Source organism: Paraburkholderia bannensis, assembly GCF_014200455.1.
GTDB lineage: Bacteria > Pseudomonadota > Gammaproteobacteria > Burkholderiales > Burkholderiaceae > Paraburkholderia > Paraburkholderia bannensis_A.
Genome location: NZ_JACHBW010000015.1, coordinates 1 through 21,403 on the forward strand (window position 1 = coordinate 1; position 21,403 = coordinate 21,403).

18 protein-coding genes and 1 rRNA gene are annotated in these 21,403 nt (G+C 62.4%); 8 read left to right on the plus strand and 11 right to left on the minus strand.

The genetic code is table 11. The features are described 5' to 3' along the window. The 4 genes from F4827_RS23625 to F4827_RS23640 form a co-directional block, all read right to left on the minus strand. Positions 1-451: ribosomal RNA gene (locus F4827_RS23625) — 16S ribosomal RNA — on the minus strand; the annotation flags it as partial. 353 nt (positions 452-804) lie between these two features. Beyond that, the gene (locus F4827_RS23630) at positions 805-1,269 is read right to left on the minus strand and encodes a hypothetical protein (RefSeq protein WP_233178527.1); all 465 of its coding nucleotides are present in this window, start codon (positions 1,267-1,269) and stop codon (positions 805-807) included. A gap of 291 nt (positions 1,270-1,560) precedes the next feature. Then, positions 1,561-2,058 (minus strand): nuclear transport factor 2 family protein, encoded by a 498-nt coding sequence (locus tag F4827_RS23635; protein WP_183728107.1) that lies wholly within the window; start codon positions 2,056-2,058, stop codon positions 1,561-1,563. 79 nt (positions 2,059-2,137) lie between these two features. After that, entirely contained in the window at positions 2,138-2,776 is a 639-nt protein-coding gene (locus F4827_RS23640; protein ID WP_183728111.1) for a TetR/AcrR family transcriptional regulator, read from the minus strand. A 194-nt stretch (positions 2,777-2,970) separates the two neighbouring features. Here F4827_RS23640 and F4827_RS23645 point away from each other — a divergent pair, with 194 nt between their 5' ends. Next, positions 2,971-3,627, plus strand: a complete 657-nt coding sequence (locus tag F4827_RS23645) for a YceI family protein (protein WP_183728114.1) — start codon at positions 2,971-2,973, stop codon at positions 3,625-3,627. 13 nt (positions 3,628-3,640) lie between these two features. On the opposite strand, the gene tdh is transcribed toward F4827_RS23645, so the two are convergent. Both tdh and F4827_RS23655 read right to left on the minus strand, forming a co-directional pair. Further along, on the minus strand, positions 3,641-4,672 hold the full coding sequence (tdh, locus tag F4827_RS23650) for an L-threonine 3-dehydrogenase (RefSeq protein ID WP_183728117.1): 1,032 nt from the start codon (positions 4,670-4,672) through the stop codon (positions 3,641-3,643). A gap of 17 nt (positions 4,673-4,689) precedes the next feature. Further along, positions 4,690-5,889 (minus strand): glycine C-acetyltransferase, encoded by a 1,200-nt coding sequence (locus F4827_RS23655; RefSeq protein ID WP_183728120.1) that lies wholly within the window; start codon positions 5,887-5,889, stop codon positions 4,690-4,692. Positions 5,890-6,013: 124 nt separating this feature from the next. On the opposite strand from F4827_RS23655, the gene F4827_RS23660 reads away from it, so the two are divergent. The 3 genes from F4827_RS23660 to F4827_RS23670 all read left to right on the plus strand — a co-directional run bounded on the left by F4827_RS23660 (position 6,014) and on the right by F4827_RS23670 (position 8,358). Beyond that, complete coding sequence (locus F4827_RS23660; RefSeq protein ID WP_183728123.1) at positions 6,014-6,736, plus strand: helix-turn-helix domain-containing protein; 723 nt, start codon at positions 6,014-6,016, stop codon at positions 6,734-6,736. Between the two features lie 130 nt (positions 6,737-6,866). Continuing rightward, on the plus strand, positions 6,867-7,271 hold the full coding sequence (locus F4827_RS23665) for a DUF2471 family protein (protein WP_183728126.1): 405 nt from the start codon (positions 6,867-6,869) through the stop codon (positions 7,269-7,271). Between the two features lie 94 nt (positions 7,272-7,365). Then, positions 7,366-8,358 (plus strand): tyrosine-type recombinase/integrase, encoded by a 993-nt coding sequence (locus tag F4827_RS23670; RefSeq protein ID WP_183728129.1) that lies wholly within the window; start codon positions 7,366-7,368, stop codon positions 8,356-8,358. An 88-nt stretch (positions 8,359-8,446) separates the two neighbouring features. Here the strand turns inward: F4827_RS23670 and F4827_RS23675 are convergent, their stop codons facing one another. Beyond that, on the minus strand, positions 8,447-9,652 hold the full coding sequence (locus tag F4827_RS23675; RefSeq protein WP_183728132.1) for a DNA-binding protein: 1,206 nt from the start codon (positions 9,650-9,652) through the stop codon (positions 8,447-8,449). 1,830 nt (positions 9,653-11,482) lie between these two features. On the opposite strand from F4827_RS23675, the gene F4827_RS23680 reads away from it, so the two are divergent. After that, positions 11,483-12,838: a replication initiation protein gene (locus F4827_RS23680; RefSeq protein ID WP_183728136.1), complete on the plus strand. Its 1,356-nt coding sequence runs from the start codon at positions 11,483-11,485 to the stop codon at positions 12,836-12,838. A gap of 112 nt (positions 12,839-12,950) precedes the next feature. Here the strand turns inward: F4827_RS23680 and F4827_RS23685 are convergent, their stop codons facing one another. Both F4827_RS23685 and parA read right to left on the minus strand, forming a co-directional pair. Further along, positions 12,951-14,012, minus strand: a complete 1,062-nt coding sequence (locus F4827_RS23685) for a ParB/RepB/Spo0J family partition protein (protein WP_183728139.1) — start codon at positions 14,010-14,012, stop codon at positions 12,951-12,953. A 24-nt stretch (positions 14,013-14,036) separates the two neighbouring features. Next, positions 14,037-14,699 (minus strand): ParA family partition ATPase, encoded by a 663-nt coding sequence (gene parA, locus F4827_RS23690; protein WP_183728142.1) that lies wholly within the window; start codon positions 14,697-14,699, stop codon positions 14,037-14,039. A gap of 593 nt (positions 14,700-15,292) precedes the next feature. On the opposite strand from parA, the gene arsC reads away from it, so the two are divergent. From arsC to F4827_RS23705, 3 genes are all read left to right on the plus strand, one after another. Then, a complete protein-coding gene (gene arsC, locus F4827_RS23695; RefSeq protein ID WP_183728145.1) occupies positions 15,293-15,649 on the plus strand; it encodes an arsenate reductase (glutaredoxin) in 357 nt (118 codons plus the stop codon). A 94-nt stretch (positions 15,650-15,743) separates the two neighbouring features. Next, on the plus strand, positions 15,744-17,120 hold the full coding sequence (locus tag F4827_RS23700; RefSeq protein ID WP_183728148.1) for a gluconate:H+ symporter: 1,377 nt from the start codon (positions 15,744-15,746) through the stop codon (positions 17,118-17,120). A 336-nt stretch (positions 17,121-17,456) separates the two neighbouring features. Continuing rightward, positions 17,457-18,011 carry an NADPH-dependent FMN reductase gene (locus F4827_RS23705; RefSeq protein WP_183728152.1) on the plus strand — a complete coding sequence of 185 codons (555 nt, stop codon included), beginning with the start codon at positions 17,457-17,459 and terminating at the stop codon, positions 18,009-18,011. Positions 18,012-18,074: 63 nt separating this feature from the next. Here the strand turns inward: F4827_RS23705 and F4827_RS23710 are convergent, their stop codons facing one another. Together F4827_RS23710 and F4827_RS23715 are read right to left on the minus strand one after the other, a co-directional pair. Next, the gene (locus F4827_RS23710; RefSeq protein ID WP_183728155.1) at positions 18,075-18,872 is read right to left on the minus strand and encodes a hypothetical protein; all 798 of its coding nucleotides are present in this window, start codon (positions 18,870-18,872) and stop codon (positions 18,075-18,077) included. A 102-nt stretch (positions 18,873-18,974) separates the two neighbouring features. Next, on the minus strand, positions 18,975-21,299 hold the full coding sequence (locus F4827_RS23715; protein WP_183728157.1) for a hybrid sensor histidine kinase/response regulator: 2,325 nt from the start codon (positions 21,297-21,299) through the stop codon (positions 18,975-18,977). Positions 21,300-21,403: the final 104 nt, after the last annotated feature.

The following is a 21,403-nucleotide window of genomic DNA, read 5'->3' on the forward strand; positions in this document are numbered from 1 at the left end:
AGGATTTCTTTCCGGACAAAAGTGCTTTACAACCCGAAGGCCTTCTTCACACACGCGGCATTGCTGGATCAGGCTTTCGCCCATTGTCCAAAATTCCCCACTGCTGCCTCCCGTAGGAGTCTGGGCCGTGTCTCAGTCCCAGTGTGGCTGGTCGTCCTCTCAGACCAGCTACGGATCGTCGCCTTGGTGAGCCTTTACCCCACCAACTAGCTAATCCGCCATCGGCCGCCCCTATAGCGCGAGGTCCGAAGATCCCCCGCTTTCATCCGTAGATCGTATGCGGTATTAATCCGGCTTTCGCCGGGCTATCCCCCACTACAGGACACGTTCCGATGTATTACTCACCCGTTCGCCACTCGCCACCAGGGTTGCCCCCGTGCTGCCGTTCGACTTGCATGTGTAAGGCATGCCGCCAGCGTTCAATCTGAGCCAGGATCAAACTCTTCAGTTCAAACCTGTTACTGTTTTTGGTTTCGTTAGAAACCAGTCGCTCACTCAAAGCTGACAGGTATCTGAATTGCTTCAAAAACCTGACTTACTTTTTAATGTGAGACTCTTGATACTTTTGCTATCCCGCCAGATCAAGAATGATCACGGCGGGGAGCTCAATCGAATCAAGCGCCCACACTTATCGGCTGTAAATTTTTAAAGATCAATTCGCTGAAAACATCTGGAAAATCAGGCCTTCCGGTGTTTTCTGCGTCGCTGCATCAGCAGGAGGAGGCGAATTATGCAGGGCGCAGATCGGCTCGTCAAGCGATTTTGAAGAAATTATTTCAACGAGCCAAAATCCTTGGAAAACGCTCAGAACTTCACGCGCAATTGAAACCCGACCGTGAATGGCAAATCGTCAGACGGAATCGGCGGAATGACGATGAAGTTCACTCCCACCCGTTTATAGGCAACCATCACGACAGGCGCAGCCACGGGCCCGATCGTGTGATTGTGGCCAAGTCCCCAGTTACCGTAGTTGTAGCCGGAGATGATGCCGCCCATGGCCGCGAGGCGCACGTAGCCCCAATGGAGGAATTCCGGCGCCCAGAGGCCGCCGCCGTAAAACGAGGGCCGACGCAGCGAGTTGCGGAAACCGCCCACCGTGACGCCCCATTGGTCGCTCGGCCAGCATTCGACGCCGAGGCCCGGATTGAACTGCTCGAAGTCTTTGTCGGGATGAATGTGATACGAGCCGACCATCGCGTCGACCCACAGGCCCGCGCCGCACCAGTCGGCCGCACGCGCGCTCGTTGCCGCGCCGAGCGTCAGCAGCATGAGCGCTGCACCCGCAATCGTCTTTCTCCCTGTCCTGCCACCGCGCACTTGCCAAAACCGCATGGGCTCTCCGTCCTCGCGCTCGCCGAATCGCTCCGGTGCGTCTGCTGCTGGATCTGTTGTTGGTTTGCTGTTGTTCTGCCTTTCGGTGACTGCAGACTTTACAGCAGCCGCGCCCACGCGCGTACCGAGGTTTTACTCGGATCGCGGCGGGCGTAACGACTGCGATCGCGTCACCTGCGGCTCAGACCATCTTGCCAGCGCAGTGCGTCGCGGCGATGAACGCGGCGCTCAGAGACCGAGGTCGCTCAGCCCCGGATGATCGTCGGGACGGCGACCGAGCGGCCAGTGGTAGAGACGGTCCGCCTCGTGGATCGGCAGGTCGTTGATGCAGGCATGACGATGCGCCATCAGCCCATTGGCGTCGAACTCCCAGTTCTCGTTACCGTACGAGCGGAACCAGTTGCCCGAATCGTCGTGCCACTCATAGGCGAAACGCACCGCGATGCGGTTGTCGGTGTAGGCCCACAACTCCTTGATAAGCCGGTAATCGAGTTCGCGCGCCCACTTGCGCGTGAGAAATCCAACGATCGCCTCGCGCCCCGTCACGAATTCCGCGCGATTGCGCCAGATGCTTTGCGGCGTATAGGCGAGCGCCACGCGCTGCGGATCCCGCGTATTCCAGCCGTCCTCCGCGCCGCGCACTTTCTGGATCGCGGTTTCGCGCGTGAACGGCGGCAGCGGCGGACGGGCTTCGGCGGAAGTGGTGTCTGAGGCGGTGATACTCATGGTCAGGCTCCTTTCTCTAGCGGCAGGGCGGCGAGCCGACATGGCCCGCCTGATTCGAACGAAGCGGTAGATTCAATCGTCAGCGGCGCGCGCGTGAGGCTTCAGCACCTTCAGGCGCAAGCGCGTCGAGCATCAGCGATCCCGCCGCGCGTGCATCGAGCGCGGCGTCGGCGTCTCCGTTCACGAGCGCCACGCCGATCGCGCCATCGATCAGGATCAGCCACTGGCGCGCGAGCCGCGCGGCCACGCGGCCATCCACGCCGCTGGCGAGGCGCCAGGCGTCGCACTGCTGCGCAACGAAAGCGAGCAGGCGCGCCTTGTGCATGCGCGCGACTTCGCGCACAGGATCGTCGGCCTGGGCGGTTTCACCCGCTGCGTTCAGGAATGCGCAACCGTGGAAGCCCTCGGAGGCAAACCACTCCCGCAGCACGTCGAACATGGCCAGCAACCGCGTACGCGGCGTCCGGCCGCGTTTGAGCGTGCCGTCGATGAACCAGCGCATCCAGCGCTCGTCGCGGCGCGTGAGTGCGGCGGCAACGAGGGCATCCTTCGATTCGAAATAGGTATAGAAGCTTTTGCGCGCAGCGCCCGCGGCGCGGACGATCGCATCGACGCCCGTCGCATGGATGCCGCCCGCGTAAATCAACGCTTCGGCGGCTTCGAGCAGGCGCTCGCGCGCATCGGGCGATACATCAGGGGAAATGGCAGTCTGATTCATGATCTGGTCGTGCCGAGGTGGAATGATCGTTCTCCGTAATGCGAAATGTAGAACGATCATTCTCCCAAGTCAAGTACGGATTTCGCGCCATGCGGCGCACGGCGTTTGCGCTAACAGCGGACAATGGGAGGAAGCCAGTGGCTCAAACCGTTCTATTCTTACGCTGCCCTCGCGCCTTCCATTACGGAGACACCATGAATCGACGTCGAGCCTTGATCGCCTTGCTGTGCGCCGGGGTGATCGGCTGCACGCCGCTGCGTGTGGTAACGCATAGCGTGAGCTCCACCGAAGCGGCCGTGCCAGCGGGCCAGTACACGCTTGATCCGCACCATTGGAGCATCGTCTTCGATGTCGATCATCTGCACTACACGCGCTTCGTGATGCGCTTCGACCGCGCTAGCGCGCGGCTCGACTGGCCTTCGCACGCGCTGGAGCAGGCAACAGTGCAAGTCGATATCGATGCCGCCAGCCTCGACACCAACGTCGACGTACTCGATCGCATGGTGAAAGGCGCGCAGATGCTCGATACGCAGCGTTATCCGCAGATCCGCTTCGTGAGCACGCGTTTCGAGCGCACCGGCGCGGCGAATGGCAAGCTGATGGGGACATTGACGGGCAATCTGACGATGCACGGCGCGACGCAACCGGTCACGCTCGACGTGACGTTTAACGGTTACGCGCCGAATCCGCTTACGAAACAGCCCACGCTGGGCTTCTCCGCGCACGGGACGTTCAGCCGCTCAGCGTTCGGGCTGACGACGTGGTATCCGGCGGTGGGCGATGCGATCGACGTACGCATCGAGGCGGAATTCGAGCAGCCGCCGCCAGCGGGCGCGGCGGTTGCTCAATAGCGCAAGCAGGAATTCAGGCTGCGGTCCAGTCGAGAATGACCTTGCCGCTTTCGCCGGAAAGCATGGCTGCGAAGCCCTTTTCGTAATCGTCGACGCTGAAGCGGTGCGTGATGATGGGCGACAGATCCAGTCCGCTTTGCAGCATCGCGACCATCTTGTACCAGGTCTCGAACATCTCGCGGCCGTAGATGCCCTTGATTTCCAGACCCTTGAAGATGACCTGATTCCAGTCGATGGCGGTTTGCGCGGGCGGAATGCCGAGCAACGCCACCTTGCCGCCGTGGTTCATCGCTTCGAGCATGGCCGTGAATGCGCTCGGCACGCCCGACATTTCGAGGCCCACGTCGAAGCCTTCGGTCATATGCAGGTCGGCCATCACGTCGCGCAGCGATTCGCGTGCGACGTTGACTGCGCGCGTCGCGCCCATCTTGCGCGCGAGTTCGAGGCGATAGTCATTGACGTCGGTAATTACCACGTTGCGCGCGCCCACGTGCTTCGCGATTGCCACGGCCATGATGCCGATCGGCCCCGCGCCCGTAATCAGCACGTCTTCGCCCACGAGGTTGAACGACAATGCAGTGTGCGTCGCATTGCCGAACGGATCGAAGATCGCGGCGAGATCGTCGGAGATTTCGGGCGGAATCTTGAACGCGTTGAAGGCCGGAATCACGAGATATTCGGCGAACGCGCCTTCGCGGTTCACACCCACGCCCGTGGTATTGCGGCACAGATGGCGACGTCCCGCACGGCAGTTGCGACAGAAGCCACAGGTGATGTGGCCTTCGCCGGAGACGCGGTCGCCAATCGAAAAGCCGCGCACTTCCTGGCCCATTTCGACGATTTCGCCCACGTATTCGTGGCCCACGTGCATCGGCACCGGAATGGTCTTTTGCGCCCAGTCGTCCCATTTCCAGATGTGGATATCCGTGCCGCAGATCGCCGTGCGGTGGATCTTGATCATCACATCGTTATGGCCGACTTCGGGCTTCGGGACGTCGGTGAGCGTGAGGCCGGGTCCGCGTTCGAGTTTGGCGAGTGCTTTCATTTTATTTCGCTGTCCTTTCAGATCACGCCAAGCTGCTTGCCCACGCGTGCAAATGCCGCCACGGCGCGCTCGACCTGCTCGGGGGTATGCGCCGCGCTCATCTGCGTGCGGATGCGCGCGCGGCCCTTCGGCACCACCGGGTAGGAGAAGCCGATCACATAAACGCCTTCGTGCAGCAAGGCGTCAGCCATTTTCGAGGCGATCTGCGCGTCGCCGAGCATCACCGGAATGATGGGATGCTCGCCCGGCACGAGCGAGAAACCCAGCGCGCTCATCTCGCGTCGGAAGTGCGCGCCGTTGGCCTGTACGCGTGCGCGCAGATTCGCCCCTTCGTCGCTGGCGATCAGTTCGAGCACCGCCAGCGAGGCGGCGGCGATGCTGGGCGCGAGCGTGTTCGAGAACAGATATGGGCGCGAGCGCTGGCGCAGCAGCTCGATGACTTCCTTCTTCGCCGCGACGTAGCCGCCCGACGCACCGCCCAGCGCCTTGCCGAGCGTGCCGGTGATGATGTCCACGCGCTGCGCGACGCCGCAATGTTCAGGCGTGCCGCGGCCGTTCGCGCCGATGAAACCCACCGCGTGGGAGTCGTCCACCATCACGAGCGCGTTGTAGCGGTCTGCCAGATCGCAGATGCCCTTAAGGTCCGCGATGATGCCGTCCATCGAGAACACGCCGTCGGTGGCGATGAGCTTGTAGCGCGCGCCGCTGGCGTCGGCTTCGCGCAACTTCGCTTCCAGATCGGCGAGATCGTTGTTCTTGTAGCGATAGCGCCGCGCCTTCGAGAGCCGCACGCCGTCGATGATGCTCGCATGGTTGAGTTCGTCGCTGATGATCGCGTCTTCGTCGCCGAGCAGCGTTTCAAAGAGGCCGCCATTGGCGTCGAAGCAGCTTGAATAGAGAATGCTGTCCTCGGTGCCCAGAAAGGCGGCGAGCGCGCTTTCCAGCTGCTTGTGCACCGTCTGCGTGCCGCAGATGAAACGCACCGACGCCATGCCGAATCCGTCGCGATCGAGCCCGTCTTTCGCCGCTGCAATCAGGCGCGCATCGTTGGCAAGCCCCAGATAATTGTTGGCGCAAAAGTTCAGCACCTTGCTGCCGTCGGCGAGCCCAATGGCAGACGATTGCGGCGTGTCGATCACGCGCTCGCTCTTGTAGAAACCATCGGCGCGGATCTGATCGAGAGTCGCGCGCAGGTGGTCGAAGTAGGATTGGCTCATGGCATCGTGCTCCTGACAGGGCAAGCTGCGGCTGTTATAGTCGCCGTCAGCTTTGAGCGAATTTATTCGTTTTTTCGAACTCAAGTTCGGTATATCGAACAGACTCTAAACGATGAGGCAAGGAATGGCAAGCTCAGGCGCTCGCGCGGGCACGCAGCTCAAGAAACCGGTCGACGATGAAACAGGCACGGCCGCCGCGAAGCCCGCCGCTGTGCGTAAATCCCGCCTCGCGAAGGCCCAGCCATCGCCCAGCGCCGCGGCAGAACCATCGGGGCTGCCAGCGAAAACGACGCCCGCCGCGCCGCCGCGAGTCGGCGAGCAGATCCAGCGGCTGCGCAGCGAACGCAAAATGACACTCGACGAGCTGTCGCGCGCGGCCGGCGTGTCGAAATCCATGCTTTCGGAAATCGAGCGCGACAAGGCCAATCCGACCATCGCCGTGGCCTGGCGTCTGACCAATGCGCTGGGCGTGAAGCTCGATTCGCTGTTTGCCGCGCCCAAGGCGCCCGACGCGATCGCAGTGGCCGGCCCACACGATATACCCACCTTGCTCGGTCACGATGCGGGTTATCAGCTGCGCGTATGGGGCCCGATCGAACTGGCCGGCAACTTCGAATGGTACGAACTGACGCTCAAGCCGGGCGGTTCGCTGGTGTCGAACGCACACGAGCCAGGCACGCGCGAGCATCTCACAGTGCTGCAAGGCGCAATCGAAGTGGAAGCGGCGGGCTCCGTCGAGCGGCTGAAATCCGCCGACACGGCGCGCTATATCGCCGACCAGCCGCACGCGATCCGCAATATCGGCAAGGGTGAAGCGCGCGCGCTGCTGGTGGTGATTCACGGCTGATTTGCTGCTAGATTCACCGCTGATGCACGGCTGGCGTCGCTGGCTGAACGGCCAAACCTGATATTCCTGGCTGCACGATCGCTTCAAGTACTGTATATTCATACAGTAAAAAGAACGACCGGAGCCGCCCATGCACACTTCGCGCATCCCGAACGAGCAGGATCTGGCCGCCTTGCGCTTTCAGGCGGCCGCGCGCGATCTTGAGCAGATCGTGCGCAACATCGCGCATCGCTATATCGCCCAGCAGGTGCCGCTGAGCTGGCGCCTGTTACACGCGATCGAAGCGGAAGCGCTCGCCGATCTCGGTTTTGCCAGCCGTCATGATGCGCTGATGCTCGGCCTGTTCCAGCGTCCAGACGATCTCGCCTATCCGGAAACCGACGAAACCGTCGATTTCGGACAATCCAATGCCCTCCCCGCCGTGTTCGCGTTCGCTGTGAGCGCTTATGAATATGCCGCGCGCAGCGCCGAAGAAGCCCAGCGCGAAGCGCGCCGCAGGGCAGCCGTCAAACGCTCGCGCGCATGGGGCGGCTGATCATGTCGCCCGCCGTCGATCGCTTGCTGGACGCCACGTGTCTCCTGGCTTCGCTAGAATTCCCTTCTGCATCGCAACTAACGGAAGGACAGTGATGACCGCCTCCGATTTGTCCCACTCGTCCCGCGATCTCTTCGACCAGCAGCGCACCGACTGGCAGCAAGATCCCGCTGCGGCCTTTGATGCCTGGCTGGCCGCACAGGATCTGCGCCGCTCGTCGGCCGATATCTACCGTGTCCAGTGGGGCCGCTTTCTCGAATGGCTCGCGCTCAAGCGCAAGACCATCGTTTCGGTGGATACGGGCACGATCGCTGAATTCGTCGCCGGGCTGGAGGTGAAAAAGCCCCAGCGGCTGCGCTACCTTCGTTTGATCGAGCGGGTACTCGACCATGTGCGGCAGATCGAGTTGGCATCCACGAACCCCGCGCGTTTCATCGCCCAGGATGGCGAAGCCGCCTGGCGCAATGCGCGTGAAAACGAACCCACCGGCTTTCTTACTGCGACGGAACGCGCGGCGGTGATCGCCCGGCTCTTCGCACCGCTTACCGAGCAATCGGCGGCACGGCGCTGGCGCGAGCGGCGCGACCGCGCGCTCGTTGCGGTATTTCTGGGCGGCGGGCTGAAGACTGGCGACGCGATTGCGCTGAGGCTCGACGCCACATCGATCGGGTCGGAATGGATCACGATCGAAGCCGACAATCCAGCCCTCACGCACAGCACGAAACTCGCACCGTTCGCGGTCGACGTGATGGGGGCATGGCTGGAGGCGCGGCGCCTCGCGGGCCTGCCCGGGCAACTCGTGTTTCCGGGCTCGCCCAGCGGGCGACCCATGCACAAGGCGACGGTACTGCGCGCGATCGACGCCTTGATGGAAGAGGCAGGCGTCGCCCAGACGCGCGCGGAGCGCGCCAGTCCCCAGACGCTGCGCAACAGCTTTGCGGCCGATCTGTTCGAACGTGGCGTGGATCCGGATCAGGTTGGCCAGTGGCTGGGCTTTCTACAACCGATTTCGGCTGGCCGCCTTCATCGCTCGTGGCGCGTCTGGGCCGATCGCGAAGCCGCATTGCGTGTTGCCGACAAAGCGTAGACATCGAGGCCGCACGGGCTTCTCGCGCAGAAGAAGTCCCGTAAAAGCTCACGGCCGCCTGTCACCCCGATTCCCGTAAACACTCACCTCAGCGGGCCGTAGTGAGCTTTTTTCCAGCTGCAAATCGCGCAACGACCTGCAGCCGCGAAGCCCCTGCGCCCGACGCGTGCTCGCATTCCGGGCAGGACAGCTCGAACCCTCCCTCCACCTGCGACAGCTCCGGCTCGCCCTCCTCGCAATTCGGGCAGTGCGCCGGCAAGCTCACGTGACCGTCCACCACGGTGCCAATCTGGGCGAGTTCGGCCTCCGTGAGCCGGCCCGCCTGCGCCAGCGCACACAACACGCCAGCCACCGCGACATCGATCCCCTGCTGTGCGCGCAGCGCCGTCACCTGCCGGGTCAAACCATCCACCTCGTCCGAACGCTCGCGCAAGACCGTGTCGAGCCGGTCGGCACGGGCCTTGGCGGTCGCGAGTTGCTGGATGAAATCGAATTCCTTGCGGCTTGCATCGCGCTGGGCGGCTTGCCACGTCGATGACATCGTCCGCAGCGAATCGAGTTCGACCAGCATAGGTTTGACGCGGCGCTCGGCTTCGGCCAGGGCGTCCTTGATCTGCTGGGCGTAATGCTCGGTGCTGCGGCGCATTTCCTCATGCAGACCGTCGATCCGGTCCCGCAACGCCGCGTTGGTGGACTGTTCGGTCTCGATGCGCTTCTGGAGTGATTCGTTTTCGGCTTCCAGACGACGGACCGTGATCTGAAGGCTGTCCTGATGCGAGGCGCCGTGCGCCGAGGCAGCTGCGAGCTGATTTTCCAGTTCGCGCACCCGAGCCCAGGCAGCTTCCGTGCGGGCTTCACTGCGCTGGAGCATCTCGTCGGCCGCGAGACGTCGGGTTTCCGCGTCGCGAAGCGCCTGTTCGGCATCCCGGCGGCTGGCGTCGATGGCTTCGCGCTCCTCTTCCAGTGTTTGGCTCGCCAGAACACGGGCTTCTTCGAACAGCGCGCCAAGGAGTTCGCCTGCGCGTTCTTCCAGCGCCGCAGGGATGGCGCCGCTGCCGACGCGCACTTTCGATGCAGCCCGAATGCGCTGCCAGAACAGTTCGATGTCTTTGGGAATATCGCTGGCGCTGCCGGTCTGGGTCAGATCGCGGACGGTTGCCATCGAGGGGCGAATGCCGAAATCGAAAAAAAGCCGTTTGCATGCATGGAGCGAGAGCTCCTGGCGTCGTGCGCCATCTTTGCGCAGTTTGTCGAGTTCGTCGCGAAGGGCCTGACGTTCTTCGTCGCGGATCATGGTCGTCTCGGCGAGGGATAACGGATCGAATAATAACAAATTACGTATTTTTCGATACGACTTTCCTGGGGGCGCTATCGATGTCCAGAATCTTGGCCTTTAGTGAACCCAAAATCGCGTGCCAGCTCGCGCCTGCGTTAACCTGTTCGTGAAACAAAGCGAAGTTTACTGCCTAAGTAATTGTAAACGTTTGGCTTTCTAGTGACGAGCCATTTATAGACAATGTTTCACGCGGGCCTTGTTGATGTCATGAGCGGTTCTCAAGGGGAGAGGATGTGGATATCTCAGGAGGCTCTCGGGGTAGGAAAGGCTAGAGAGTAATAAAAGTAAACACCATTGATACCCGTTAAAGACGTTAACGCCACCGCAAACCCTTACCAGGCGTGGTTTACAGAGCGATCGGGTGAAGCTTTACGGGACAGTTGGTGAGGCTTTGCGGGACGTTCGGGTGATGGGCTTCGGGGAAGGCGGTGAGGGGCTGCGGGATAGAACGTGAGCGGATTCGGGGCACTCCCCATTCTTGACTTCCCGGCAAGGGTGAGCGATTACGGGAGCTGGTGCACCGCGATCCCCGTATATACCGGTAGAGGGGCCTCTGTTACTGAAAATGCAACGGTGAGCGGATTCGGGGTCGCCCATATCATCGATTTTTGCCGCCAATCTGGTGACCTGAAAGCCTTCGGTGAGAGGTATCGGGAAAAAACGCCTGTCGAAGGTGATGCTTTCCGGGACCCGAAGGCCGATTTTGACCGAATTCGGCCGTTTCAGGGCTTCAAGTGAGCTTTTACGGGAGGGCAAGAGTCGGAGCTTTGACTGGCGAACGTTCTCGCTTTTGCTCATCGACGGCTGGTTTTGGAGCTTGAGGTGAGTTTTTTCGGGAGCTGTCTGTGGCGCGACGGGATCTGATGTTTCTGGGCGCTGGAAAGGCTTTAAGTGAGCTTTTTCGGGAGCTTGATTTTGCCGGTTTATCTCTTGGGGTGAGGTTTTTCGGGAGATAGTTGGTATTCACTAACCGCAAAAGCTTGAAAATCAAAGGCGCTGCAATTGGGCTGGCTTCGATGTAGCCAGCCCAAAGTGAGAATTTTCGGGAGCCTTTTAGGAGGGTTCCGGGTCACGACCACGGCTTCGGCGATCCGTCTAGGTGAGATCTTCCGGGAGACGTTGATTCGATTTTCCATCTACTGAGCTTGTGGATAACCCTCAGAATTCATTAGCTTTTTCTTGCTGATGGCTCGAAGGTGAGCTTTTCCGGGGGCGCAGAACGGGGTCGGCGCGGCCGGCCGGGATGGTACAAAGGTGAGGTTTTTCGGGAGTATTGGGCTCTCCATGCCGCTGCTGGAAAGACTTCGGAGCCCACGCGCCCGGATGCCAGCCGATGCGACAGGTGAGGCTTTTCGGGAGTCGGTGGAGACTACGGTTCGCGGAAAACAGCGATATCGCTGACTTTTGTGAGAAAGACGGCTTGTCGAACCGATGTCGGGGCTGCGCGAGACCCTTTCCACGATCTTTTGGATCTCGAATCGATGCAGACCCGACGTTCGCACGCCCCCTCCAGGTGTTGCATGCGCGCCAGGATTTTTTAAGGTGAGGATCTTCGGGATCAAACTGACACCCTGGAAATTGGCGTGCGAGAGAGGCTTCACCCGACAGGCCAGTATCTGCCGGGAGCCCTGCTGCCAGGCGACTTGCGCAAAGGTGAGGCTTTCCGGGAGCGTCGCGCGGTGAGGTGCTCATAGGAAAGCGTCATCACCCGCAATGGTGAGAGGCACCCTATAGACGCGTTTCACCACAGACGGTATCCTTTCGCGAAATCTCACCTTGACCCGACGCATGGCCACGAAGCGCGTGAAAAAAACCGATGTGGTGAGCCCCAGCTCGGCCGAACTGCGAAAGGCCGTCGAGGCGATCGCGATTCAGCCGAAAAGCGGCAAGATCACCCTGCTCACCCGCAAGCTCTTCAATGTTCTGCTCGCCGTCGCGCAGCAGGCCGACGAGGCTGGCGACACCTACCGCGCGCTGCTGTCCGACATCGTCGCGAACTCAGCGTTCGATTCGAACGACACTGCGCTCGTGAAGGAGCATCTGCGCCGCATGGTGTCGGTGCAGGTCGAGTGGAGCCAGGGCACGTCAAGCCAGAAGCCCGGCCGCAAGTGGGGCATCTCCACGCTGATCGCCGACGCGGAAATTCTCGAAGATCCGACCACGCGCCGCGTGTGGGTCGAATTCTCGTTTGCCCCCAAGATCAAGAAGAAGCTGCTGGACCCGGTTCAGTACGCCCGTCTGAGCCTGCAGTTCCAGAGCCAGTTGCGCAGCAGCGCGGGCCTGGCGCTCTACGAAATCTGCGTTCGCTACCTCACGAACCCGAGTCATCTGACGATGCGCGAGACGTGGGAATGGTGGCGCCCGATTCTGTCCGGCACGCCGGATACCGAAGCCGGCGACGAGGCCAAGCGCGAGTACAAGTACTTCAAGCGCGACTACCTGCGTCCCGCTATCGCCGAAGTGAATGCCGTCACCAATATCTTCGTCGAGCTTATCGAACACCGTGAAGGACGGCGCGTCGCCGAGATCCAGTTCCGGGTCACCGAGCGCAAGCAGCCAATGCTGGCGCTCGACGAGCATCCGAACGTGTTCGACAGCACGCTGGTCGACCGCATGGTGAAGATCGGCATCCCGCTCAAGGAAGCACAGTCGCTTTACGCGGATAGCGAAGAGAATCGCATTCGCGCGGCGCTGCAGCTGACTGAGCAGCGCATGCGCAGCACAAGTCTGCCGCCCGTGCGGAGCGCCGCGGCGCTCTTCAAGGATGCGCTGAAGAAGGGTTACGCGCCGCCGGTCGAAGATGCGGCCAATGCCGCGGCATCGGGCCGTGCGATCGCGGGCGCGGTTGCGGCCGACGATCCCAAGGCGCGACTGATGGACGAGTACGCCGCCTACCGCCGCAAGGAAGCGCGCGCGCTCTACGAGGAGCAAGGCGATCTTGAGCGCGAGATTGCGCGCACGTCGTTCGAGAACGATGAACTGCCGGGCATGGGAGCGCATCTGCGCGATGACTGGCGTCGTCGCGGTCTCGAATCGAAACTCGGTGAAACGGCGTTCTTTGACTGGCTGGCCCGCAAGACCTGGGGCGAGCCGACCGATGGCGATCTGCTCGCTTTCACGTTGAGTCAGTCGCGCGCGGCTTGATCGATGGTTTCGTGCGCTGCGCCACAGCGGCAGCGCAGGAACGGATGTTTCAGTAAAAAGCGGTCTTCACGCATTGCACGTGAAGACCGCTTTTTCGTTGGCTGACCGCCCTTTACCTGGCCTTGAGCATCTCTTCGATCTGGTGAAGGATGGCATCGCGCCGGTCCTTGGTCAGTCCTTTGAGTCGCAACTCCAGACGATCGTCGCCATACGATTTCAGGTCGCCAACCGACACGCCGTCGAATTTGATTTCCATACGCTGCGCGTAGCGCTGCCGCCCTGCCGGTTTGGGATTTTCCTGCGGCGTCGCCCGGCCCTTGACGATGTCGGCGACCTGACGCGTGCTCAGGTCGTCGGCGAGGATGCGGTTGATAAGCCGCAGCGTGGCCTCCGTGCCCCGTGCGCCATGGTATCGCCCGACCTGATACGCCATGTTCGAACCAAAGCGATCCGGGCGCGCAACCATCTCCTGCATCACCGTCTCCGGCAACTTGCCGATTGAGAGCGCAACCGCGACAGTCGATTCATCGAGGCCGAGATGTTCGGCCAACTCACGCTGGCTCTGGAAATGCTTGTCATCGATAAAGCGCTTCCAGACTACGGCATTGTCGAACACCGTTTGCGAGTCTCGCTGGACGTTGAGGTCGTAGCCGAGCTTGTAGCTCTCCAGGCCGATGGGCAGATCGACAACGATCGCCTTGACGACTTCCTTGTTGGCTTCCTTCAGCGCACGCACACGACGTCCGCCATCGCTCACGAAGTAACTGCCCGGTGCAGCGTAGTCGGGGATCACGTGGATCGCCTGCTGCTGCCCCTGCTTCGCAAGGTTGACAGCCAGTTCCGCGATCGACGACTTCAGGTAAAAGTGGCGCGGATTGAACGGGCTGGGTTTGATGGCTTTCAGCGGCAATTCGATGATCTGACCGGGTCGATAGCCCTGTTCGATACGCCACGCGCGATATTCGGCGGATTCGTGCTCGGTCGCGACAAGATCGTCGTCCACCGCGTTGGCCATCGGTTCGGGTTGGCTGGCACGGCCAACCGGCTCGCGCGTCTTCGGCTTCTCCTCGACGAGACCGTCGATGGCGTTGAGGCGGTCGAGCGCCGTACGCTTTTCGCTGCTCGTCGTGTCGGGCCGGGCCTGGAAACCCTTGGCAAATTGAGAGGACTTCATTCAGGTTCCTTTATGCGCATAAAGTCAGGAGAGCATCTCTGCGATCTCGTCGGCGCAGGCGCGGACTTCGACCGCAGCGAGCCGCGCTCCGCGATCGTTCATCTGCAGTACGGTCTGGCCGAGGGCCATCGCCTGCTTGTACGCCTCGCGGGTGGGGATCTGCGTCTTGAGCAAAGGAAAACCGAGTTCCTCAAGCGCGCGTTTGAGCTCGCGCGTGAGCATGCGCTTCTCTTCGGTTTTGTTCAGCAGGAACACGGCCTTGAGGTCTTCATTCATGACCTGCGCCTGCTGAACCAGCTTCACGAGGCCAACGCTCGACCAGTAATCGGCCGGCGATGACGACGTGGGAATAACGGCAATGCTCGCGGCGAGGAGAACAACGCCCGAAACTTTTTCGGTGATCGACGGCGGGCAGTCGACGACGATGATGTCGTAGTCGCCGATGAACTTCTTGATCTCGCGGTGGATTTGGCCACCGGCTTCAGAGAGATTGACCACTGGAAAGGGAATGCCGACATCGCCGTCAGCGGACGCGCTTGCCCAGTGAACCAGCGTGTTCTGGCCGTCGGCATCGACCACAAGTACACGCTTCCCTCTTTCATGAAATGCTGCGCCGAGATGCATCGCGATCGTGCTCTTGCCGACCCCGCCCTTCTGCTGCGTGACTGCGATTATCTCTGCTGCCAATTGATTTTCTCCTTTTGCTAATTGTTTTGAATTTTACCTGGATTGAGTTGTGATTCAACGGTAGACGCCTGATTTTCGTCGTACAGAGGCGGATCAGTGGCCGTTTGGCCGAGGTTTATGCGCATAAACCTCGCGCGACAGGCGGCGAGGAGGCTGATGAGGTTGAAACGCCAAGGGCAGCAGGCGTAGGGAGTCGGCAGAGGACGTGCTGAGTTACGCCAGAGATTTTATGCGCATAAAGTCACGGGACCGATGAGCGGTGCGTGATGTCAGCGAGGTGGAACGAGCGTCACGAAAGTGCTCAGCGACAGGCCCGCACTCGCGATCACGAGCCAGCTTTATGCGCATAAAGCTCAGGAAAATGTCGTTGGCACCGTCCGCATCTAACGCGCCACTCCCCTTCCGTCCTTCAGCGTCCCATCAGTTGCCGCGATTCTTTATGCGCATAAAGCGTGTGGCCTTGTCGATATCCGCCCGCCAGTAGCTGAATCTCGCGGTGTTCCATTTGGGAACCCGCCGGTAAAATCACTGCCGCCAGACGCGTGCCTCTCGGGGCCGCTCCCCTCCCCACTCGACTCCCCTGCCCCAAGGCCATGATCACCATCTATCACAACCCTCGCTGCTCGAAGTCCCGCGCAACCTGCGAACTGGTGGCCACTGCCAACGCCTCCAATGAGCCCGTTGAAGTCGTCGAATACCTGAAGAACCCGCTCACTGTCGAGCAACTCAAGTCGCTGCATGCGCTGCTCGGCGGCCCGCTTCGCGACATGATGCGTACAAACGAAACCGAATACACGGAACTCGCACTCGGCGAAGAGGGCGTGACCGACGAGCAACGCTACGAAGCGATTGCGAAGCACCCGATCCTGCTCCAACGCCCGATCGTCGTTCGCAATGGCCGCGCAGTGATTGGTCGCCCTCCTGAAAACGTCGCCGCACTTTTTGCCTGACAGACCGGCGCACAGATCGATCCAAGCCTCGGGCGATGCCGCACTCCGCCCCTCCCCTAACCGCAGTGACACCTGAACGATCATCGAGAATCCTGTGGAGTCCCTTGCTACCCTATCTGCGTGGTCATTCCACGACACACGCCTGATTCTTTCCTGCGTGCTCGGTCTCGCGCTCATCATCATTCTGATCAGCGTCCTCAAGCTCGCGCCTTTCCTCTCAATTCTCGTCGGCACTTTCGCGGCGGGCTTTGCCGCAGGCGTGCCACTCGAAGGCGTGGCTAGCGCCTTCAGCAAAGGCGCGGGGGCATTGCTAGGCGACGTCGGCATCATCATCGCCCTCGGTGCCATGCTCGGTGCCTTGATGGCTGAATCGGGTGCCGCCGACCGGCTGGTTTCCACCTTGCTGGATCATTCGACGCCGCGCACCTTGCCTTGGATGATGTCGCTTGTTGCGGTCATCATTGGTTTGCCGCTCTTTTTCGAAGTCGGCCTTGTCATGATGGTGCCGATCATTTTCGTGATGGCGCGCCGCTCGCAGCAGCCAATCCTGCGGATCGCCATTCCGGCGCTGGCGGGCATGACGACCTTGCATGCCCTGCTGCCTCCGCATCCGGGTCCGCTGATTGCCGTCAGCGCGTTGCACGCGGATCTCGGCATTACGCTCGGCTTGGGTGTCCTCGTGGCGATTCCGGCGGTCATCCTCGCGGGCCCGCTCTACGGCTCGTGGCTGTCGCGCCGCATGCAGGTGGCCGAGCCCGAAGATCTTGGCAAACTTTTCACGAGCCATGATCCGCAACTGGCTGCGCCGGGCTTTGGCGTTTCCCTGCTGACGATCCTGTTGCCCGCGCTACTGATGCTCTGCCGCACCGTCGCAAAGCTCGCGCTTCATCCCGATACCGTTGCCTTCAACGTGCTCAACTTCCTCGGTGAGCCGCTGATCGCGCTGGGACTCACCGTTCTGTTTGCTATCGTTGCACTGGGCTGGTCGCGCGGCATGGCGCGTGATCGCGTCGGCACTATCCTGCGCAAGAGCTTGCCGCCGATTGCCGGTTTGCTGTTGACCATCGGCGCTGGCGGCGGTCTCAAGCAGACGCTCTTGCTGGCCGGCATCAGCACGACCATCAGCAAGATCGCCGTCGGCGCACATCTGCCGCTGCTGCTGCTCGCATGGCTGATCGCCGTGGCGCTGCGTCAGGCTACCGGCTCGGCGACGGTTGCAACGACCGCGACGGCCGGGATCGTCGCGCCTGTCGTCACGGGCTTGAGCGCGACGCACAATTCGCTGATGGCGCTCGCCATCGGCGCGGGTTCGGTGTTCTTCTGCCACGTCAACGACGCCGGTTTCTGGATGGTGCGCGAGTACTTCGGTCTCAAGCTCAAACAAACGGTTTTCGTCTGGTCGATCCTGCAGACCATTGTGTCCGTGGTCGGCCTCGTCCTCACGCTCGCGCTCTGGGGTGTGCTCGGCTGAGAGCACGCGCAGGGCCGCCTGGCCCTGCCCCACCGCTTGCCTCGCAGCGCGCCCAGAGAGTCAAAGCGCGCCGCGACGACGCTGCACAAAACAGAGGCGCCCTCCTCCGCCCTCGCGATCCCGATACTTTGCCGATGGCACGGGCCTTCGCGCAAAGTTGCTCACAAGGTTATCCACGAAATCTGTGGATAAATCCGCCATCGCACGACTTGTCCACAACCCCTCCTCCTCGCCGGACACTCAGGCATAGGCGACTCGACACTCGCGCCTATGATGTCGGTTCGAGCTACCCTGCGCTTCGCGCGCGCTTTCGAGAACCCCGAGGAGGACACTGAGATGGCCTATCAAGTTGCGGTCGTAGTTGGCAGTCTGCGCAAGGAATCGTTCAACCGTCAGCTCGCGCATGCCGTGACGTCACTGGCGCCTGCCGATTTTTCTTTCGAGTTTCTCGACATTGGCGCGCTGCCGCTCTACAGCCAGGATTACGACGCCGACTTTCCCGAAGTCGCGCGCCAGTTCAAGCAAAAGATCGAAGCCGCCGACGCGGTGCTGTTCGTGACGCCCGAATACAACCGCTCGATTCCCGGCGTGCTGAAGAATGCGATCGATTGGGGTTCGCGCCCGTGGGGCAAGAATTCGTGGTCCGGAAAACCGGGAGCGGTGCTGGGCACGTCGCCGGGCGCGATCGGCACGGCGCTTTCACAGGCGCATCTGCGCAATGTGCTGGCGTATCTCGATGTGGCGACCCTCGGCCAGCCCGAAATGTTCATCAAGCACGACGCGAGCCGGATCAACGAAAAAGGCGAGATCGTGAACGACGACACGCGCAAATTTCTGCAGACTTTCGTCGATCGCTATGCGGAATGGGTGAAGCGGCAACTCGGCCGCTGAGCGGTGACAAGGAAGCGACGAGGGCTCACACGCCAGACGCATGCGCCCTCGCCTTCAAGACCATCAATGCAACGTCGGAGGCGTGCCGGTCACGGGGCGATCCGGCGCGTCGGACGCACGGTGATCGTGTGAGTCTTCTTCGTATTCGATGAATTCGTCGGGAATGCGCGGCGCGCTCGTGCTGGACGCCTGGGTGGCCTGGGGCGCACCGGGCACCTCGACTCGCGCGTGTGTCTCCCGAGCCGCTACCGGCGAACCCATCACCGCGCCTGCGCCCGGCGCACTGGCCGAAGCCAGCACCGTCGCTTCGGCCTCATTCCACGGGCGCCCCTCGGCGGCCGCGTGTTCCGGACTCGCCGCTGCCAGTGGCGCCTGAGACCCGGCGCTCTCGCCCGGAGCCGAGCGGCGTCGCATCGCTTCGGCGATACCGGCAAGGCCCAGTTCTTCGAGCGCCGAATGTTCGCGCACGACCGGATCGGCGTCCGCCGATGCCCACGTCCAGCTTCCGCCGCGAATCGCGACTTCGAGCGCGCGTTCGTCTCGCAGCGTCTCGCGTGCGAGTTCGGCGTGTGCCTCGTCGCTGACCCGCACGCCAATCAACACGTTGCCTTCCGGCATCGCGGCGGCGCCAGCCGTGCCCGGTGCATGAGGCGCGGGTTCGGGCACCGCGCCCGCATTGGCGCGCACATCGCCGGTCGTAGAGAAAAAGCTGGAGACGAGCCGCTCGATGCCCGCCAGCACGCCGGCTTCATGCACGGGCAATTCGATGTCGCTCGCCGGGAAACCGCGTTGGAGCAGCGCCTGCTGCGCATGCTGAGCGGCGTCATAGGTCTCGAACAGACCGGTCACGGTTTGTCTCATGGCTCACTCACTCCTCATGGTTACAGCGCAATGGTGTCGCAATCCGCATGCCACGGATCCGGCGCGCGCCACCCAATCGCACGATTTCACCAGCCGCGCGATCTAGAGCGTCGCGTCGCGCTCCCGCTGTCCGCGCGTCTGGCGCTCGCGCCGGATCGCTTCGAGCATCTTCTCAAGCAGCGCGATATCGAACGGTTTCGACAGTACGCGCACGTCCACGTGGCGCGCGCGTTCGAGTTCTTCCGCGTAGCCGGTCACAAGGATCACGGGCAGCGTGGGGTCGCGCTGTTGCAGCGCTTCCGCGAGATCGATGCCGTTCATCTCGCCCGGCATGTGAATGTCCGACAGCACCAGATCGAAGTACGGCGCGTCGGCGTCATCCAGGCGATCCGCACGCGCCGCATCGATAAGCGTGAGCGCACTCGCCGCGTCGCTCGCGCAGGTGACGTGATGGTCCATCATCTGCAACAGCGCCTCGGTGCCCGCCGCGACTTCGTCATTGTCCTCGACGAGCAGCACGCGCAGACCTTGCGGCGGATTCGTGCTGTCCTCGCGCGGCGCGGGTTCGCGTTTCGGCGCCGGCGCGGCGGCCGCGCGCGGCAGATAAAGATGCACCGAGGTGCCTGCGCCGATCGCACTGTCGATCGCGGCAAGCCCGCCCGAGCGCTCACAGAACGCGAACACCTGCGGCAACCCGAGACCGGTGCCCATGCCCTTCGGCTTGGTGGTGTAAAGCGGTTCGAAGGCGCGGGCGAGCACATCGGGCGACATGCCGACCCCCGTGTCCTCCAGTGAAACATGCACGAAATCGCCGTCGAGCGGGAAGCCCTCCCCCGGCCGGAACGCCATGTTGCGCGCGTGCACCGTGAAGCGGCCGCCGTTGGGCATCGCATCGCGCGCGTTCACGGCCAGATTGATCAGCGCGAGTTCGAACTCGGCGACGTCGACCAGCACCGGCCAGACGTCTTCATCGAGATCGACAACGAGCGAGACCTTCGCGCCGAGCGACGCGCGCAGCAGTTCCCGGCATGCGGGCAGCCAGCGGCCGACGTGGATGGTTTCGTTGCGCAGCGGCTGCTTGCGCGCGACGCCGAGCAACTGGCGCGTGAGCGACTGCCCGCTCTTGAGCGCGCGCTCGACCGCGGACAGCTCGCGCTCCAGACCCGCCGTGCCGCGCCGACGCGCGATCTGCACATTGGCGGAGACGATCATCAGCAGATTGTTGAAGTCGTGCGCGACGCTGCCGACCAGATTGCCAAGCGCTTCCATCTTGCGCGACTGCCGGTAGGCCGATTCGATCGAGCGTCGCATCGATGCTTCGGCCTGCCAGCGCTCCCACGCTTCCTCTTCGGCGGCGAGGCGGCGCAGCGACAGCCAGATCACGCACCAAAGCGCAATCGACGGCGTGAACATCGAAATCAGCAGCACGCTCAGATGCCGATACCATCCGGCCCAGATCGCCGAGGCGCGATAGGCGCAGGTCACGTAGACCGGGTAGGCGCCCACCCGGCGAAACGCCACGATGGCATTGCCGCCGAGCAACTGCGAATGCATGCGCACGACGCCGGAATCCTTGCCGAGCGCGAGTGCCGCGGCGAACGGCGTGCCGGGCGTGATGGTCTCGGGAACCACGGCGCCGGACGCTGGCCGCGTTCCAGACGCCGCGTGCGCAGGGGCCGCAGCGCGCGGCGGCGGTTCGAACGCGAGAATCGCGCCGTCGCTGCGCACCAGGCCGAGCGCCATCGGCGAGTCGTCGCCGAGCAACTCGCTATAGAACTTGTTGAAGTAATGGGGGCGCAGCGCCACCGAGACGAGACCGGCGAACTGCCCGGCGGCGTCGTGGCGCGCGATGCCGGTGTTGAACACGGTTTCGCCGCTCACCTGTCCCACCATCACGCGCGAGACGTGATCGAGCACATGGCCGGCGCGAATGCCCACGAAGTCGTCGCGCGTCGCAATCGAGATGGGCGGCGGCGGCGAGTAACGGCTGCTCGCGAGCAGCTCGCCATTGCGACCGAAGATCGACACGGCGGCCACCTGCGGATAGCCGCCGCCAATCGCGTCGAGCTTCTCGTGGATCTGCGCTTCGTTCGCGCGGATGCCGTCGTCGTCGAGTTCTTCCACGCCATCGACGATGCGCGCGTCGAGCGCGTCGTTCATGTCGAATACCTTGAGCGCATGCTCCTCGGCCACGCGCACGGTGCGCAGCGTGACGTCGGTCGCATCGGCCTCGCGCGTGCGCAGATCGCTCCACGCCATCGTCGCGACGTAGACGCAGGGCAGCACGATCGCGGCGAGCAACAGCGCGATCAGGGTGCGCCGGCGCACCGTGAAGTCGTGGCCGGGCGCCGCCGGAAAAGGTGCTTCGTCGGTGCGCGGGGACGGCTGCAAACGGTCGTCTGGCCCTGCGGGCCGGTCGGGAATCATCGTACGGAGAAGGCTGGAAGACGCTGCGGAGCGTTTGACATCGCTTTTGAGATTGCTGTTCACATGATAAACGACCGCGCTGGCCTCGCCGTGTTCGTCGCCCT